General features: G+C 50.8%; 15 protein-coding genes. 11 read left to right on the top strand and 4 right to left on the bottom strand.

From position 1 onward, the window contains the following. The first annotated feature begins 173 nt into the window (after positions 1-173). The 3 genes from J2Z18_RS21330 to J2Z18_RS21340 all read left to right on the top strand — a co-directional run bounded on the left by J2Z18_RS21330 (position 174) and on the right by J2Z18_RS21340 (position 2182). Positions 174-1094 carry a M15 family metallopeptidase gene (locus tag J2Z18_RS21330; protein WP_210095290.1) on the top strand — a complete coding sequence of 307 codons (921 nt, stop codon included), beginning with the start codon at positions 174-176 and terminating at the stop codon, positions 1092-1094. After that, positions 1094-1615 carry a VanZ family protein gene (locus J2Z18_RS21335; RefSeq protein ID WP_144870112.1) on the top strand — a complete coding sequence of 174 codons (522 nt, stop codon included), beginning with the start codon at positions 1094-1096 and terminating at the stop codon, positions 1613-1615. Before J2Z18_RS21330 ends, J2Z18_RS21335 begins: the two co-directional genes overlap by 1 nt. 159 nt (positions 1616-1774) lie before the next feature. Continuing rightward, complete coding sequence (locus tag J2Z18_RS21340; RefSeq protein ID WP_007130368.1) at positions 1775-2182, top strand: hypothetical protein; 408 nt, start codon at positions 1775-1777, stop codon at positions 2180-2182. Between the two features lie 159 nt (positions 2183-2341). Here the strand turns inward: J2Z18_RS21340 and J2Z18_RS21345 are convergent, their stop codons facing one another. Continuing rightward, positions 2342-3250 (bottom strand): phosphotransferase, encoded by a 909-nt coding sequence (locus tag J2Z18_RS21345; RefSeq protein WP_007130367.1) that lies wholly within the window; start codon positions 3248-3250, stop codon positions 2342-2344. Between the two features lie 230 nt (positions 3251-3480). On the opposite strand from J2Z18_RS21345, the gene J2Z18_RS21350 reads away from it, so the two are divergent. Further along, a complete protein-coding gene (locus J2Z18_RS21350; protein ID WP_210095291.1) occupies positions 3481-4422 on the top strand; it encodes an aminoglycoside phosphotransferase family protein in 942 nt (313 codons plus the stop codon). Positions 4423-4429: 7 nt separating this feature from the next. On the opposite strand, the gene mraY is transcribed toward J2Z18_RS21350, so the two are convergent. From mraY to J2Z18_RS21365, 3 genes are all read right to left on the bottom strand, one after another. Continuing rightward, complete coding sequence (gene mraY, locus J2Z18_RS21355) at positions 4430-5380, bottom strand: phospho-N-acetylmuramoyl-pentapeptide-transferase (protein WP_028405522.1); 951 nt, start codon at positions 5378-5380, stop codon at positions 4430-4432. A 338-nt stretch (positions 5381-5718) separates the two neighbouring features. Beyond that, the gene (locus J2Z18_RS21360) at positions 5719-6588 is read right to left on the bottom strand and encodes a cation diffusion facilitator family transporter (RefSeq protein ID WP_007130364.1); all 870 of its coding nucleotides are present in this window, start codon (positions 6586-6588) and stop codon (positions 5719-5721) included. Between the two features lie 248 nt (positions 6589-6836). Beyond that, positions 6837-8789 (bottom strand): elongation factor G, encoded by a 1953-nt coding sequence (locus J2Z18_RS21365; protein ID WP_007130363.1) that lies wholly within the window; start codon positions 8787-8789, stop codon positions 6837-6839. Between the two features lie 301 nt (positions 8790-9090). Between J2Z18_RS21365 and J2Z18_RS21370 the strand changes: the two genes are divergently transcribed. From J2Z18_RS21370 to J2Z18_RS21400, 7 genes are all read left to right on the top strand, one after another. Continuing rightward, on the top strand, positions 9091-9534 hold the full coding sequence (locus J2Z18_RS21370; protein WP_007130361.1) for a GNAT family N-acetyltransferase: 444 nt from the start codon (positions 9091-9093) through the stop codon (positions 9532-9534). 231 nt (positions 9535-9765) lie between these two features. Beyond that, complete coding sequence (locus J2Z18_RS21375; protein ID WP_007130360.1) at positions 9766-11571, top strand: cache domain-containing sensor histidine kinase; 1806 nt, start codon at positions 9766-9768, stop codon at positions 11569-11571. Next, entirely contained in the window at positions 11561-12334 is a 774-nt protein-coding gene (locus J2Z18_RS21380; protein ID WP_007130359.1) for a response regulator transcription factor, read from the top strand. Before J2Z18_RS21375 ends, J2Z18_RS21380 begins: the two co-directional genes overlap by 11 nt. A 209-nt stretch (positions 12335-12543) precedes the next feature. Then, a complete protein-coding gene (locus J2Z18_RS21385; protein WP_007130358.1) occupies positions 12544-13461 on the top strand; it encodes an ABC transporter permease in 918 nt (305 codons plus the stop codon). A gap of 51 nt (positions 13462-13512) precedes the next feature. Next, positions 13513-14388, top strand: coding sequence for a carbohydrate ABC transporter permease (locus tag J2Z18_RS21390; RefSeq protein WP_007130357.1), 876 nt, complete (start codon positions 13513-13515; stop codon positions 14386-14388). 36 nt (positions 14389-14424) lie between these two features. Continuing rightward, positions 14425-16053 (top strand): extracellular solute-binding protein, encoded by a 1629-nt coding sequence (locus J2Z18_RS21395; protein ID WP_007130356.1) that lies wholly within the window; start codon positions 14425-14427, stop codon positions 16051-16053. After that, positions 16050-16937: a DUF6528 family protein gene (locus J2Z18_RS21400; RefSeq protein WP_007130355.1), complete on the top strand. Its 888-nt coding sequence runs from the start codon at positions 16050-16052 to the stop codon at positions 16935-16937. Before J2Z18_RS21395 ends, J2Z18_RS21400 begins: the two co-directional genes overlap by 4 nt. Positions 16938-16955: the final 18 nt, after the last annotated feature.

The raw sequence follows: 16955 nt of genomic DNA on the forward strand, positions 1-16955 counted from the left end.
TTGGGGTATGGTCTAGTTACCAAGTTAAGCCATTCTCTCACGGATTGTCAAAGGGATATATTTTTATCGTGGGCGACCGCTTCTTAAGAAAATCTTTAGGTTTCATCTGCTATTTTCTTAATAGTTGTCACGTAATCTGAGGGAGTTAATGACGACAGAGGGAGATGCTAAAGTTGAAGAAATGGATCATGCTGTTGATCGTATTCATGCTGGCCGGCTGCGAACCGACCGAGGAACCGCACCCTACGGGGAGTGCCGGGAACGAGGGTTTGGGTCAGGGTTCCGGTGTTCATCCAGCCAAGCAGAAAAAAGATGAAAATCAGACGAATCAAAAACCGGATGCCGAGGTGCAGACCGTTCTAGTAGAAGAAGATCAAGTTCGTCGAGGTAATCTGGTCCTGGTAAACAAGGAGTTCAAGCTGGATGCCGGGGCAGTACCATCCGATATCGTTAATCTGAACGATACCCCCGAGCTCTTGCAAGGGTATGTGCTGCTGGACAACTCGATCCGGCTGTCACGACAAGTAGCCGAGCAATTCAACGGGATGATGGAAGCTGCCGCGGAGGATGGAGTTGTCCATTTCATGCTCAGCAGCGGCTATCGGGACATGGAGGAACAGGAGCAGCTGTATCGTGAAAAAGGGGCTGACTATGCGCTGCCCGCCGGCTACAGCGAGCATAATCTCGGCCTGTCCATGGATATCGGCTCAACCCAGATGCCGATTGACCAATCGCCGGAAGGCAAATGGCTTCAGGAGCATGCCTGGAAGCATGGCTTTATTCTCAGGTATCCGAAGGATAAGACTGAAATTACGGGGATCCAATATGAACCTTGGCATTTCCGGTATGTCGGCTTGCCGCACAGTCTGATCATGGAAGAGAAGCGGTTTACGTTAGAAGAATACTTAATGTTTTTGAAGAAGGAGAAAGCGTACTCGACAACCGTCGAAGGACAGCAGTACGATATTCGCTATGTACCCGTTGCAAACGGCGGCACCGTGATTGAGCTTCCTCAGAATAGCCAATATGAGCTCTCCGGCAGCAATATGGATGGTGTTATCGTCACGGTGAAACGAAGCGGGGGTGACCGATAATGAAGGCATTGCCCAAATGGACGTTAATGCTGCTGTATTGCGGATATTTGTATGTACTGCTCAAGGTTATCCTGTTTAAGTTCGGCGCGGTGGATGCATCGTTTCTGTTGAAACAGCTGGCTCGCGCGATGCAGCACCCCGATATGATACAGAATGGGCTGGAGTCCGCGAATTTCACGCCTTTTCTAACGATTCGACTGAATATCCGGCGGATCTCGGACCCGCATCATATGATTAATTTTCTGGGAAATCTGGTCATTTTTATGCCGAACGGCATATTCCTGGGACTTCTGACCAAAAGGAAAGCCGTAGGAGCCTTGGTCGCTTCTCTGGCTGTCAGTCTTGCGCTGGAATGCTCGCAGCTGCTCTTCTCCTTAGGGAGCTTTGATGTGGATGATCTGATTCTCAACGGTTTCGGGGGACTTCTCGGTTATTTCGGTTATTGGCTGATACTGCTGCTATGTACCGATCACTCATCCAACCAAGGCACCGTGAGAGCTTCCAATCGTCCTGCAACCTAGGGAACATGCAGCTCTGCCATTTACCGTAATCGGAAGATTTACGCGATTCTTCGCTCTCAAAGTATACGCATACCCTGCTTATAAAGGCACAAGAAATAAAGCAGGAGCCGGCATAGGATGTAGTAACTACTAGAGTGGGAGCGAGGTGAACAGTGCAGGATGCCTTCAAGACGGAAGAGACGTGCAACATCCAGATCCGAAACGGCCAAGCGATGGGTCGGCCACCCGGTCGTTGTGGTGCTGAAGGACGGCAGCTGTTATGTCGGCGAACTGAATAAGGTGCACGGCAAGGAAGTCACCCTGTCGGGATTCCGGGTTAATGACCAGATGGCGGCCCGAATCGCCAAGAACGGCGAACGTGCTCGAATTTCCGGATTATTCAGCGATTTATTCGGTGCCGGCGCGTTCAGCAGCGGTTCTCCAGCTGCTGCCGGAGCTGCCGCCGAAGCCGAAAACCGAGGTGGCCCGGGACCACTCGGATTCATCGGCGATATCTTGCCTCACATCAAGCTTGGCGTGAATGTAATCCAGTCTATCATGCCTCTCCTCAATATGTTGAAGATTTGAGGTCGTTCCACAGATTCTCCATGTGAAAGAAGCTTGATCGAATCAAGCTTCTTTCTTGTTTGCCTGCATGGTTTGTCGTCCGAGCGTCGACGATAATCGCGCAGCAGTCATCATTACACCTTCGCGCCGGGAGAGGCACGCGGTAAGTAAATGGGCCGTTTACGCGAGCGCACGCAAAATGGTCCGGGTTGCCTCGAGCTTGTTTCGTTCATCCCGGTCGTCGATGGACTGCAGCAAAATGAGCATCGGCATAAATACAGCGAGCATGCGTGCCAGGACATGAGTCTCATCGTCGACCTCACCATACGTTTCAAAGAAGGCGGGCCGGGAAGACGGGGGCAGGAAGCTATAGGCTACGCTTAAGTCGCATGCGGGATGCCCCACATTAACGTCGCCCCAATCGATGATCCCGGATATGATCCCGGTGTTGTCGACCAGCATGTTTTTATAATGCAGATCACCGTGAATCAGGGCTTTCTGCGTGGAAGCCCGGCCGAGCGTGATCGTATGGATATAGCTTTCAAGCGCGCCGGCCGTTTCGCTTCCGAGATGCGGGCTCAGCTTCGGCAGAAAGCCCAGCATGCGTTCTTTGCGTCCAGCGATATCCGATAGATTTCGCTGATCATGCGGAACCCCTTCCGCTTCGGCCGTATCCAGGGGGAACGCGTGAAGAGACTTTAGAAATTGCGCAAGAATCTGCGCGGAACGAGCGCGCTGAGCGTCGCTTAAGCCGGTTGGAAGCACGCCGGGTACATGGGTATAGCCCAGAAAAGGTGCCGGATAGTCCGTGCTTTCCTTGCCAAAATAAAGCGGTTTCGAATAAGGTACGGTTATGTAATCAGATAGCTTCGGCAGAATCCGTGCTTCGGTTTGCAGTAGAGGCACGGCGGCCCGTCTTCTTGGAAACCGGAAAACATAGTCGGACCCGATGCGGTAGACGATATTATCCCAGCCATGGCCCAGCCGCTCAACCGTTTCAGCAGAGAGCTCCGGGAACTGGCGGTCCAGCAAACGCCGGACGAGTCCGGAGGATACATCCCACTCGGGATCCCAAGGATTTGCACACATGGTATTACCCCCTTTGATTGGCTGCAGCTTCAAGGACGGAATGGTTTATCCATAATGGAAATGGCTCATTCATTGTAAGCCCAAATTCGTTCGTCTGCAATGCAGCGTAAGATTCCAAAAGCGATTGAATGTGTAACTGGTACGGAGGGCGGGATTCCGGCATGGAATACGGATCGACGTATTGGAGCAGGGGAGGTTATACTAATTCATGAAAGGGGGGAAACGTTAGGATGCAACGGATTCAGTCCATTATGAAAAATCACTACGGCATCGAAATAAGTGGTGTCAGGCCGCAGCAAGGCGGCTGGGCCGCATTGGCATTTAAAGTGAGCGATGATCGCCGCGCCTATTTTCTTAAGCAATATGAGAAGAGCCGCGCCTCTACGCCGAAATGGACGGCGGCCATTCGGGAATACATCCCGATCCTGGCGTGGCTTTCGGAGCAGGAATCCTTTCGCGGAAAGGTGCCGGTGCCTGTTCAAACCCTGGACGGCCAGTACCGCTGTGAGGATGAACACGGGATCTATCTGCTGTTTGAGTATATTGAAGGCGAAACGATTGGCGAGAACGAATTGACGGGAGAGCAGGTCAAGCAGCTGTCCGAAATCGTCAGCGAGCTTCACCTGCTGGGAGAGGAAATCCCGTATTCTACGCAAGGCATTCGCGAGAGCTTCGAGGTTCCGTTTCTGCGCAAGCTGGAGGATCGCATGCAAGAAGGCTTGCCGGATGATATGGAAGCAGCAATAGCCCCGGCTCGTTCGCACTTGGTCAAAGGGATGCGTACGGTTCGCACGCTATCAGAGCGTTTAGCAGGCCGCAATCTGCGCATGGCGCTCTGCCATATGGATCTGCACCACTGGAATCTGATGCAGAGCGGGGATGAATTAGTGCTTCTCGACTGGGAAGGAATGAAATTAGCGCCGGTGGAATCGGATCTGATGTTTATGACGGATACGCCGTATTTTGAGCAATTTATGCATATTTATCGTTCCCGGCATAACGGCTACCAGATGGATGAAGATGCGCTGCGGTTTTATCAAATCAGGCGTCGGCTTGAAGATATTTGGGAATTCATGGAGCAGCTGTTGTATGACGAACAGGCCGAAGAAGAACGCAGGAATACGCTGGACAGTCTGCGTAAAGAGCTGCTCGAGTTCGAAGCCGAGATATGAAGATCCCTCACATTACATAACGAGCAATCAGCCAGCTGGTGAACACCATAAACCATGATACAAATCCGAAGATTACAACAATTTTGTTCTCGCTCCAGCCGTATTTCAAGCTGAAATGAAAATGGATGGGTGTCATTCGGAATAATCTCAGCTTCGTGCGCTTGTAATACCAGACTTGCAGAATGACTGAAAGCTGCTCGGCTAAATAAACGAAAAATAGAAGCGGAATTAAAATTTCAACCTTCTCGATAACAGCCAGGAATGAAAGGGAGCCGCCGATGGCAAGCGATCCCGTATCCCCCATGAACGCTCTGGCAGGATAAATGTTGTACAGCAGCAAACCGAGAAGACAGCCGATCATGACAAGCGAGAATGCTTGTACCTCCGGCTTGTCGGATATGAGAAAAAAGAAGAAATAAGTGGGAATGGATACGTTGATCAGCAGCCCGTCCAATCCGTCAGTAAAATTGATCGCATTGGCGGATCCGACGATAAAGAGCAGCATGATAATCACGTACGCGGCAATCGGCAGCTGCAGGGAATATCCGCCCAATAGTTCGATATCGCTTGAGAGCGAGAAATACCGGAATAGTACGAGCAGCAGCCCGCCGGTAAACAGAAATTGAAACACCAGCTTCATCCGCCCGGATATGCCGGAGGGATCCTGAAAGACAGCCTTTTTAAAATCATCCATGAAGCCGATCGAGCTGAACAGAAGAAAGGTCGAGCATAAGAAGATCATGAGCGGATCGGGATGAAATTGCAAAGAGACGATGATTCCGATCAAGAGGATAAGACCGGCCATGAGAGGCGTTCCGCGCTTGGCTTGATGATCGGGAGGAAGCTCCGTGCGGATCGGCTGCATCAGCTTCAATGTGCGCAGCCCCCAGATGAGGAGCGGCGTAAATAAGGTTACTAATAAGAACGCAAGTCCGGATACACCAAGCATACTGCTCATTTCCTATGCACCGCTTTCTTTAGAAAAATTATGCAATATGATTATATTGTATTTCTTGGTGATAGACAATTATGCCAAGCTGAAGGACTAGAAGGCATAAAAGCAGGAATCCAAGCTTCCAACATGCAAACAATTTCGCATCGTTTAGTCGGAGCATGTGTGCGGACAGGTTCGAAGGACGCCTTCGTTATCGCGGAGATGCTGGGGGCTAAGCAGGGGGCGGGTATCCATTCCATGGCTGACAAGGGATGGATGGAAGTGAGTTTGTGATCATGAAAAAGGGACGGCCGTTCGATGACGGCCGTCCCTTTTTACAAGTTCGCTGCTGACTTTCCCTCTCAATTGGGCTCGATATGAACATGAACATCATAGACGCCGTGCGAGAGCTTTAATGCATGCTCCACCTCATCGGCGATATCATGAGCAACCCGAATGTCCATATTGGATTTCACGAGAATGACGACATCGACCACGGCGTTACTGCCGTAATTCCTGGCGCGGATGTTTTTAACGCCTTTAACGCCCTGAACGCGCTGCACCGTTTTTCGGAAGGCGCTGATCTTATCCTCATCGAAACCATCGGTTAAGTGGTGGGAGGCATCGCGAAAAATATCCCATGCCGTCTTGCAGATCAGGAAGCCGACAAGCACGGCCGTCACCGGATCGAGCCAAGGCAAGCCGAGAGCGGCGCCGACAATACCGACAACGGTGCCGATGCTCACCCAAGCATCCGACAGGTTGTCCTTGGCTGCAGCCATGACCGCTTGGCTGTTGATTTTGGCGGCGAGGCGCTTATTGTACCGATAGACAAAGTACATCACAATGGCGCAGAATGCTCCGGTCCACGCAGAGATCAGGTCAGGCGCCTCATGCTTGCCTTCAAATATAGAAGAAACCGCCCCAAAGAGCACCTGTATACCGACCGCCATCATGATGAAGGAGGCCATTAAGGAAGCGACCGTTTCGGCCTTCCAATGTCCGTACGGATGGTCTTGATCCGCTGGCTTCTGCGATAAGCGGAGCCCGATCAGCACCGCAATCGAGGCAACGATGTCTGTTGCATTATTCAATCCGTCCGCCCTTAGGGCTTCGGAGTTCCCGGCATAACCTATTACGAGTTTAATTGCAGATAAGCACAGATAAGCAATTATACTGATAATGGCGCCCTTTTCACCTGTTTTCAAATCTTCGTAACGCTGTTGTTCCACATCTAGCCGACTCCTTCCGCATCCCTCAAACAATACTTGACTATATTATCAAGGCGATGACGGGTGGGTCTAGAGCAACGTTGTTTCCTATCACTTAATAAGTGACGAGAGGCAAAAAGAGTTGCACCGGACTAAGAAAAATAGAGAGGGGAAATCATAGCCGCCGGTTTGCGCGCCTCATAGACAGCAGCTGCTCGAAGCTCGCCACGGACGGCTGAGCAACTCGCGAAGGACGGATTAGGGTCCGGTCACATGATGTTGTTCAAGTAGAGCATATACTCCCCGCGATGAAGCGGGTTTACCTGCTTGCGGCTGTTCTCCGGAATATTGCCGCGAACACGAACGTGGCCCCCGGGCCTGATGGTCAGCAGACCTTCGCCGCTCGTCAAGGCATGAACCTCGGCTTTGAGCTGGTCAGAGGTGCGAACAGGGATCGTTCCGTTGATGTGGACGATGCCGTTCACAAACCGCGGCTCCTCGAAGGTTCCTTCTAATGCACCCAGGGACGATAACACCTTGCTCAAGCTAAATTCCGGTACGATGAATTGAAGCTTGTTCACCGGTTCATAGACATTCGTTCCAGCCTCGTTCAAGGCCTTCATCAGCACGAGCGGCGTCAGACTCCGGAAATCCTTGGCCGTCGAGACGGGACTTGCATAGCCGGTATGAGTTAACGTTACGACAATATCCGTGACGGACCATCCAAAGAGCCCTTCCTGCAGGACCTCGAACACGGTATCTTTGATCGCTTTCTGAAAGGACAGCGGAAGGGAGCCAAGCTCGACCTCCAATCGGTATTGCAATCCCGATCCGTCGATTCCCGGCTCCACCCGGAAACCGACGGTTGCATAGAAGGGGTTCTGAGGCTCTCCCATCCGCTCCACGGCCGCTCCGATAGAAACCGGCTTCTCCAAACAAATCACTTTTGGAGCGGAGAAGACGGCTTCGATGCCGTACTGCTCCCGTATGATTTCAAGCAGGATTTCCTGCTGGACCTTGCCGAATACGTGAATGAAGCTTTCTTGCGTTCTTGAATCGCGCGTATATTGCAGGAAAGGGTCCTCCATGGTGAGGTCGCTCAATGCGAGATGCAGGATAGGAGCATCCTTTGAATCCATAGCGGATACCTTGACCTGGATCGGGGGGCGTTCAAAGCGGAAGGACTTCATCCGATCGGATACAACGCCGATCACGTCGCCTACCTTCACATCCACGCCGCCCAGCACCGCGATGTCCCCGGCATAGACGCCGTCCGTTGGCACGATGGCTCCATGCATCAGGCAAAACAGCTGTTTTACCTTCATATACGTTGTGTGCCCGTCTTTCGAAACGACCGGTATTCGCTCCCGCTTCCGGATGCTTCCGGCGAACAGCCGGAGATAGACAAGACGCTCCCCATTTGCCTGCTTCATGACCTTGAATGCAAGGCCGGATAAAGGATCGGCGCTGTCCTCGACGGGAGTATGAACAGGCAGGAACGACTGTAATGCCTCCAGGAGGGGGTCGATCCCTACGCCCCTGGCTGCGGATCCCGCAAATAGCGGATAAGCTGCAGCATTCTTGGTCTGCTGGCGCAATTCCGCCTGCAATCGAACCGCAGAAACAGGGATGTCATGCGCATAATGCCTCAGCATATCTTCGTTGTTCGAAGCCAGAATCTCGAGCCAGCCAGCTTCATGTGGGTCGGCGGGACGGACCGTGGCCCACGCCGTACCTTCCTCCGATGGGACCGACATCTCGCAAACGTTCCCGCTCAGCCGCTGACGGATCATGCTGCAGACTTTGCGGTAGTCCGCCCCCATCCGGTCGAGCTTGTTTATAAATAAAATGGTCGGGATGCCCTGTTCCTTCAACGTTTGCATCAGTACCCTTGTTTGTGCCTGCACGCCTTCAACGGCAGAAATAACCAGGATAACGCCGTCCAGAACGCTTAACGAATGCTCGACTTCCGATATAAAATCCGCATGACCTGGCGTGTCGATCAAATTGACCTTCAATTCTCCCAGCATAAACGAAACCGCCGCGGATTTGACCGTAATTCCCCGACGGCGCTCAATATCGAGCGAATCGGTCGTTGTATTGCCTTGATCAACCGAGCCGGCTCGGTTGATCACGCCTGTCTTAAAGAGAATCTGTTCGGTTAATGTCGTTTTGCCAGCATCAACATGGGCCAACACCCCGATATTCAATATGTTCTTCATATATAGCAGCCCTCATTATTAAATTCATTGTGATCGTTCCTTTCGATTGCGCATTCTGTTTCAGTTGCCGCATCAATACCGCCTCCATATTCAATAAAGTTACTAATAGTTTATCCACCCAGCCGTACTCTGGCATATGCCGAGAACATTTATAATGAATCATTCTCTTGCTCCTGACGCTTCATCCTCCGATGTTGAGGTTTCCAGGTGAATTATTCAGTTATATCTGATTAATACCGTGAACGGCTTCCCGGTTTGGATTAGGATAGACCCATACACCAGATAAAAAGGAGTCTTGCGTATGATTTCACTTCATGCGATCAATAAAAACAACTGGGAGGATTGCATTCGCCTCAAGCCGAAGGCTGAGCAAGCAAAGTGGATTGCCCCCAACCTTTACTCCATCGCTGAGGCGCAGTTTATGGAGGGATTCCGAACAAGGGCCATTTATCATGATGAGGACATGATCGGCTTTGTCATGTACGGGGTTCATACCTACGATGATAATTATTGGATTTACAGGTTCATGATCGATGAGCATTATCAGGGGCTGCATTATGCGAAGCCGGCCCTGCGGCTAGTGCTCGAAGAGATCCGCAGCGCGCCTGATCAGACGAAGCATGTGATGCTTTGTTATAAGAAAGAGAATGAGCGGGCGGAGAGATTATATCTCCAGACCGGTTTTCGGAAAGCGGGGATCGCACCTTGGGGAGATATGATGGCAAGATATACATTTGCCGGCTAAGGAAACGTTCGTATGAACCCTGAGTCTTCCAATGGATCGATATGAACAACAGGCAATCGTTCCCCTTTCAGATGGCGGTTTCAGCGCATAAGAAGATGAACCTCATGATATATATGGCACCGAATCATCTTGTGCTAGAATACGGAGTTAGAAGAGGGATATGTTCCGTGGTCCGTAGCGGGGGTGACTCCGCTTGCAGAATGATAACTTTCATAGAACGGAGGAGCGTTCGTGATCACTATACTCCGGAAGTATTCCATCCGCGTTCAGCTGCTTACCATCGGTGGGGCGATGCTGCTGTTATTGTTCGGGACTTTTCTATGGAGTTATGACCAAATGCGGGGAATCACCTACAAACGGAACAGCGAATATACCCTGGAGCTGATATCAACGATTCAGAAAAATATCGCGGACAACGCGGACTCCATTAACCGCATTTTGCCTAATATCGCTTATAATGAGACGATTCAGCGATTTTTGATGGAGCGCGAGCGCCTGGCTCAGTTCGAACTGCAGGGAGCAGTTGAAGCACTTCTTGTTAATCTTCAGTCCATGAAACAGGGGATCGATAGAATCGTGCTCCTCTCTACGGTAGGGGGAGGCTTCTATAATTGCGTAAACTGCAAGGATTATATTCCTTTTGACGATATTCCCGACCAGACCAACGCCTATTATTCAGGACTTTATCACTATAAGCTCTCAAGTCCGACGAAGAATGTGGTGTATGTGGGTACGCCTGTGTATGATAAGAAAAACGTTGTGACAATCGGGAAAAAAATCGGTTATGCCGTCATCGTTCTGGAGGCCGATGCGATCGCACCCCAGCTCGGCTCGATGTCGACTCATCTTGCCGGGAAATTTTATGTACTGGACCGTAACGGAATCGTAGTGACAAGTAACGACGCTCCAAGCATCGGCCAATCGGTTGGCGGAATGGCAGAGGATGCTGCTCGTGCGCTTCAAGTCAAGGAGGGCGAGCCCGTTAAGTTTCAGAACGAAGAGGGAGATTTCATCCTGCATGCCAGGCCGGTGCCGGCGATCGGCGGAAGTATCGTAAGCGTGTTCGAAACAGGTGAGCTATTCAGCGGATTGAAGGATATGCTGACCCTTGTTCTTGGCATCTTTTCGTTGTCCATCGTAATCTTATATGCCTTTTACACCGCTATAAGCCGCAACATCCTTAACCCGATCCGCGCTTTCATGAAAATTATCAGCGGCCTGCGATCGCAAGGATTAGATAATCCGAACAAACGTGTATCGCTTGACGGGTATGCGGAGATTAGCATCATGGCCAGGCAGTTCAATACACTGCTCGATGAGATCGACGATCTGGCTGCGAAGCTTGTCGATTCAAAAACATATATTTATGAGCTGAAGCTTCTTAGGAAGCAAGCGGAGCTGCAATTTTTAAAGAATCAGATCAATCCCCATTTTCTTTACAATACGCTCGAAACCATTAAAGGAATCGCATATGTGAAGAACGTCCCCGAGATTCGGGAAATGACGGATTCTCTTGGACTCATCTTCCGCTACAGCATTAAAGGCGGAGACGAAGTACGGCTCAAGGAGGAGCTTGCGATCGTTAATGCCTATATCCGGATTCAACAGATTCGATTCCAGGATCGGTTTGACGTTGTGTATGATGTGGATGAACGAAGCTTGCGGGTTTCGGTCATCAAGATGATTTTGCAACCGCTTGTGGAGAATGCGGTGTTCCATGGAATAGAACCGAGCCTTGAGCGATGCCTCCTAACGGTAGGAAGCCGGATTGAGGGCAGCAGCATGCTGATATGGGTGCAAGACGATGGTGTAGGCATGGAGCCTGCCCAGCTGGATGAAATCCGTGCTCATTTAGAGGACAAGTCTGGCCCGGACCTGACCTCGGATACAAAATTTATCGGCATGTTAAACGTAAACAACCGAATCCGATATACCTATGGGCCGGCGTACGGCATCGTATCGGTCGATAGCGAACCGTCGAACGGAACCAGAGTAGTTATCAAGCTTCCGCATGGAGGAATGACAAATGCAGTATAAGGTTTGGCTTGCAGATGACGAACCCTGGATCTTGGAAAGCTTGAAGCGAATGCTTGACTGGCCGTCCCACGGTTTTGAAATTGTGGGGGAATCCAGCAACGGACTGGATGCTTACCGGCAGATGAAGCACCATCGACCGGATGTTGCGTTCATTGATATCCGGATGCCGGGCATGAACGGAATCGAATTGATCCAGAAGCTGTATGAAGAAGAGACCGGGGTCTGTTGCGTGGTCGCCAGCGGATACGCGGAGTTTGAGTACGCCAGGCAAGCTATGCATTACGGTGCTGGCGGATATATCCTTAAACCATTTCGTAACGAAGAAATATCCGAAGTGCTGCAGGGTTTGAAGAATCGTCTGAAACGCGAAAAGCAGCCCGAAGCCATTCGGCCATCTGACGCGATTACGGATACGGCAGATTCGCGCCCGGGGGACGATACACTGCGCTCGATTGAGCAGTACATTCGCGGGAATTTCCGGGAGCCTCTAACGGTTCAGGATATTTCCAGACAGTTCTTTCTCCATCCGAACTATTTAAGTTCGCTGTTTAAACGGGAATTCGGGGTCAATTTCACGAAGTTTCTAAACGATATCCGAATGGAGCACGCTTGCAGCTTATTGCTCAACAGTCGCTTATCCGTCCGAGAGGTGGCGGAACAGGCCGGGTACAAAGACTATTTCTATTTCGCAAAAATGTTTAAACGGCACACGGGCTTGACGCCGACCGAGTACCGTTCCATAGATGCATCGACAAAACCATAGATTCGGATCAGCCCCGCTGAATGCCTCGGAACACCTAGTGTGTCCGGGGCTTTTTCGTGCGACTGAAGCGGATTTGACACGCAAGGCTTTGAGCGAATGATGTTAGAAAAGTACATAGCATATCTGAGGATCGTACATATGGTTTACCTTCAGCGCACCGTATACTTGGAGCATTAAAAGATAACGCCATGAAAGAGAGGGCAGATGCGATGGAGAAAAGCTTATGGGCGCGGATGGTGGAGCATAAATACATGTACTTGCTCGTGTTTCCGCTGCTAGTGTTCTACATCCTGTTCGAGTATGTCCCGCTGTATGGCCTGCAGCTTGCCTTCAAGGAATTTAATTTCGCCGAGGGCGTATGGGGCAGCGAATGGATTGGACTGGCCAATTTTCAAGAGATCTTTTTATTGGATGACTTTTGGACGGCGTTCCGAAACACGGTCATCATTGCACTTGGCCGGCTAATCTTTGAATTTCCCGTACCGATTGTAGTTGCACTGCTTCTGAATGAAGTCCGAACGGCCAGACTAAAGAAATTTTATCAGGTTGTGTACACGTTTCCGCACTTTTTATCTTGGGTTATCGTTAGCGGAATTCTCGTTAATTTTCTGGGCTCGTTCGGCGTACTGAATCAATTGCTGGACATATTGGGGTTTGAAAAAGTCAGCCTGCTGGTAGACCCCGAATCATTTCGCGGTCTTTTGTTCGGCAGCAGCATTTGGAAGGATATGGGGTGGGGGACGATCATTTATTTGGCGGCCATCGCCGGGATTAATCCGTCACTCTACGAAGCGGCCAGCATCGATGGAGCCAATCGGTTTCACCAGATGCGATATATTACCTGGCCGTCTCTAAAGAGCACGGTTGTGATCCTGTTGATTCTGCAAATCGGCAATACGATGAGTTCCGGTGGGAGCGGGTTTGACCAAATTTTTAATCTGTACAACCCGGCTGTTTATGAAAAAGCGGATATTCTCGATACCTATGTCTACCGAAGGACTTTTTCGGTCGGCGACAGCTATGGGACGTCAACGGCCGTCGGCTTGTTTAAATCCATCATCAATCTTGCGCTGCTGGTAGCGGCAAACCGCGCGGCCAAGAGGTTGGGCCAGGATGGTCTCTACTAAAGCATGCCAAGCTGCGTTGCTGCTTGTATTTCGGGTGAAAGGAGGACGCCAATGAAACCGAAAGCGAATGGAGCCGATTACATGATTCACATCCTGCTTATGCTGATGGCCGTCATGACCATTCTGCCCTTTTACAATGTATTCATCACTTCATTTGCCGATCCGGCGTCGGTCGTTAAGCAGCAGTTCTATTTAATTCCCACCAGCTTTAATCTCAGCTCATACCGTATGCTGCTTGACGGCAGTTATGTCGGGAAAGCGCTGTTGAACTCCCTCATTGTCACGGTGTTCGGAACGTCGGTTAATATGCTGGTGACCACATGCGGAGCTTATGCCTTGTCCAAGAAATCCATGCCCGGCCGCTCCATTATGATGGCAGGCATCGTATTTACGATGCTCTTTTCGGGAGGACTTATTCCATATTATTTGACGATTAAGGGGCTTCAGTTGATCAATCACTATGGAGCCATGATATTCCCTGTAGCAGTCAGCACCTTCTTCTTGATTGTCATGATCAATCACTTTCGCACGATCCCGCCGAGTCTCGAGGAGTCCGCTAAGATCGATGGGGCGAATGATCTGTATATCCTCTTTCGCATCGTCATTCCGATTTCCAAGCCGACGATTGCTGCGATTACCTTGTTTTACGCGGTCGCCAGATGGAACGAATGGTATAATGCGATGCTGTTTATGACTGACACCGATAAGCATCCCATGCAGCTGTTCTTAAGGAACATGCTGGCAGACGTAACCAAGATGGCCAGGGACGATATGGGCGCGGCCATGATGTCGCAGCTCAATCAGGGCTACCCCGACGGGATCAAAATGGCAAGCGTCATTATAACCATGGTGCCGATTATGCTGGTGTATCCATATCTGCAGAAACACTTTTCGGCAGGCGTAACATTGGGTGCTATCAAAGAGTGACACATATTCACGAATATCGATGGGGGAGGTTTTACTATGCAAAGCGTCCGCTGGCAAGGAAAATCCGTTTTGATCGCGATCATGATCCTGGCACTTGTCATTACAGGCTGCACCAGGAAGGCAGGCAATAGCGATGCTGGAGAAGGTGGATCCGGGGGAGGGAAGAACGGGAAGAAGCTGGATATATCGGTCTCTTTTTTTAACATCGGGCTCGCCTTTCCGAACCGTGAAACAGACGAATATTTGAAGCAGCTCGAAAGCAAATTTAATGTCCGTTTCGTTGACAAAGTGATCAGCTATTCGGATTACAAGGAAAAATACCAGCTCTGGAGCGCCTCCGGCGAGCTCCCCGATGTGTTCAGTCACGATATCATTAACTCGGAGACGTATTATTCCTGGATTAAACAAGGGATCATTCGCGCACTTCCAGACGATCTCAGTCCCTATCCGAATGTAGCCAAGGTGCTTTCGCTCGACGAAACCAAGTCGCTTCGTGTGGACGGGAAGGCCTATATGATTCCGCGCCTGACGTACCGGGATTATGATACATGGGCGATGGAACGTTCCTTGATCGTCCGCAAGGATTGGATGGAGAAGTTAGGGATTGCGGATCCCGTTACCTACGATGATTATTTGAATATGCTGAAGGCTTTCGCCAAGGATGACCCGGACGGAAATGGCAAGAACGATACGGTTGGTCTTACCTTCCGGTCGGCTGCGATGCTGGCTCCCATTGCCGGAGGCACCTTTCCACACCTGCTGAACAGCTCGTGGGTGAAGGAGAATGGAACGTATATCCCTTACTATGCCTCCGATAAGATGAAGACGGTCGTCAAGCAGATGCGCCAGCTCTTTACGGAAGGCGCGATCGATCCGGATTTTGCCATTATGAAAACAAACGACGGGATTGAAAAATTCGGCCAGGGTAAAGTGGGCGCGATCTCCATGCAGGCTACTCCGAACGGTTTAGCCAAGCTCAATGCGGCATGGAGCAAATATAACAAGGACACAAAGTTTGAGGATATTGCCCACATCATTCCGGTGACATGGCAATCGGATGACGGAAACCGATACCGCTATACGGCCGTTACGTTCTGGTCGGAAAGCTATTTCAGTGCTCGAGTGAACGATGAGAAGATGGACAGAATCCTGCAAATATACGATTATCTGCTCTCTGACGAATTTATCAGAGATAAACAGTACGGAATTGAAGGGAAGGACTATACCATAGAAGGCGAGAAGATCACGATTACGCGTGAGAAGAATGAAGAGGGCGAATTTAAAACGATTGGCAGCTTGTATCCGTCCTTCAACCTGTTTGGTTCGCTCGCGGCTTGGGGACAAGAGCTCGAATTCGTAGAGAGTGAAGTCAACAATATTGCATATGGAGAGAAGCTGTCGAGGATGTCGAGGGAAGGACTGAAGCAGCGAATTGCCGAGCATGTCCCCGTGCCGACCAATTATCAGCTGGAACTGCTGTATACCCCGGCCAAATCGAAGCTGAGCGCCATAAATCCGACGGAGGATTTGACTAGGGTCATGCTATCCAAGGAGGACCCGGTAGCGATGTGGGAGAGCATTGTGGCAGGTTACGAGAACAAAGGCTTGTCACAGGCTATACAGGAAGTAAACGAAGCTGTGCGAGAGCAGGGGCTCGACAAATGAGCGGCAGTCAGAGCATGGATTATCCGATTGCCTGCACAGACCAGAAAAGCCATCGAATCCTGGTTTTCGCCCCGACAGCGCCCGATTGGAACATGGACGAATCATTGATATGGTCCTGGTCTCTCTTAGACGTGGACGGATTCAGCGAGCTCCTTCCGGCATGGGGGCTGCCGACTGAAGCCAAGCTTCGGCATGATCCGATTCGCGGTGGGCAGTGCATGATCGTTACGGATTCTTGCGGGCTTGCAGCGATCCTTCCTTATCCCGGAGGAGAATCCCTCATATGGGGGGCCTGCGTAGGCGGCAATCCTCACTCGGCCGAGCTGCTTCCTAACGGGAATCTGGCTGTGGCGGCCAGTACAGGCGGTTGGGTCAGGATCTATGCTTCTTCCCAAGGGCTAACAGATCAAGTTTATGCCGAGCTTCCGCTTCCTGGTTCGCATGGTCTGCATTGGGATTCTCGCCGAAATGTATTATGGGCTCTAGGCGATCATGATTTGGTAGCCCTCCGTCTCGAAGGAACAGATGATCAACCGGAGATCGCGGTGGACGATCGGGTTCCCCTGCCAAGCAGGTACGGTCATGATCTCCAGCCCGTGTGGGGAAACGACGATCGCTTGTGGATCACTACGGTTTCGCATGTCTACCAGTACGTCATATCATCCGGTCGGTTTGTGAGTGAATATGCGGATTGCCCGTTTGTGGATTGGCATGATGTGAAGAGCATCGGCAATCAACCTTCTGGCGTAATCGTTTCTGCTGCGCCCAAACCGGGAGGACTTTATGAATGGACGACGGACGAGATCCGCTTACACGGGACATCGAATCGGATCCGCAAAGGGACAGCGATATACAAGGCTAGGATTTGGGCCCCGGGATATTAGCCCGTCTATGATCACAAT

This window comes from Paenibacillus lactis (assembly GCF_017873605.1).
GTDB lineage: Bacteria > Bacillota > Bacilli > Paenibacillales > Paenibacillaceae > Paenibacillus_AQ > Paenibacillus_AQ lactis.

Excerpts from the sequence above, each read along its gene's own strand:
- J2Z18_RS21350 (WP_210095291.1), top strand. The coding sequence starts at position 3,481 with ATGCAACGGATTCAGTCCATTATGAAAAATCACTACGGCATCGAAATA.
- J2Z18_RS21370 (WP_007130361.1), top strand. The coding sequence starts at position 9,091 with ATGATTTCACTTCATGCGATCAATAAAAACAACTGGGAGGATTGCATT.
- J2Z18_RS21385 (WP_007130358.1), top strand. The coding sequence starts at position 12,544 with ATGGAGAAAAGCTTATGGGCGCGGATGGTGGAGCATAAATACATGTAC.
- J2Z18_RS21400 (WP_007130355.1), top strand. The coding sequence starts at position 16,050 with ATGAGCGGCAGTCAGAGCATGGATTATCCGATTGCCTGCACAGACCAG.
- J2Z18_RS21390 (WP_007130357.1), top strand. The coding sequence starts at position 13,513 with ATGAAACCGAAAGCGAATGGAGCCGATTACATGATTCACATCCTGCTT.
- J2Z18_RS21345 (WP_007130367.1), bottom strand. The coding sequence starts at position 3,250 with ATGTGTGCAAATCCTTGGGATCCCGAGTGGGATGTATCCTCCGGACTC.
- J2Z18_RS21365 (WP_007130363.1), bottom strand. The coding sequence starts at position 8,789 with ATGAAGAACATATTGAATATCGGGGTGTTGGCCCATGTTGATGCTGGC.
- J2Z18_RS21380 (WP_007130359.1), top strand. The coding sequence starts at position 11,561 with ATGCAGTATAAGGTTTGGCTTGCAGATGACGAACCCTGGATCTTGGAA.
- J2Z18_RS21335 (WP_144870112.1), top strand. The coding sequence starts at position 1,094 with ATGAAGGCATTGCCCAAATGGACGTTAATGCTGCTGTATTGCGGATAT.
- mraY (WP_028405522.1), bottom strand. The coding sequence starts at position 5,380 with ATGAGCAGTATGCTTGGTGTATCCGGACTTGCGTTCTTATTAGTAACC.
- J2Z18_RS21340 (WP_007130368.1), top strand. The coding sequence starts at position 1,775 with ATGCCTTCAAGACGGAAGAGACGTGCAACATCCAGATCCGAAACGGCC.
- J2Z18_RS21395 (WP_007130356.1), top strand. The coding sequence starts at position 14,425 with ATGCAAAGCGTCCGCTGGCAAGGAAAATCCGTTTTGATCGCGATCATG.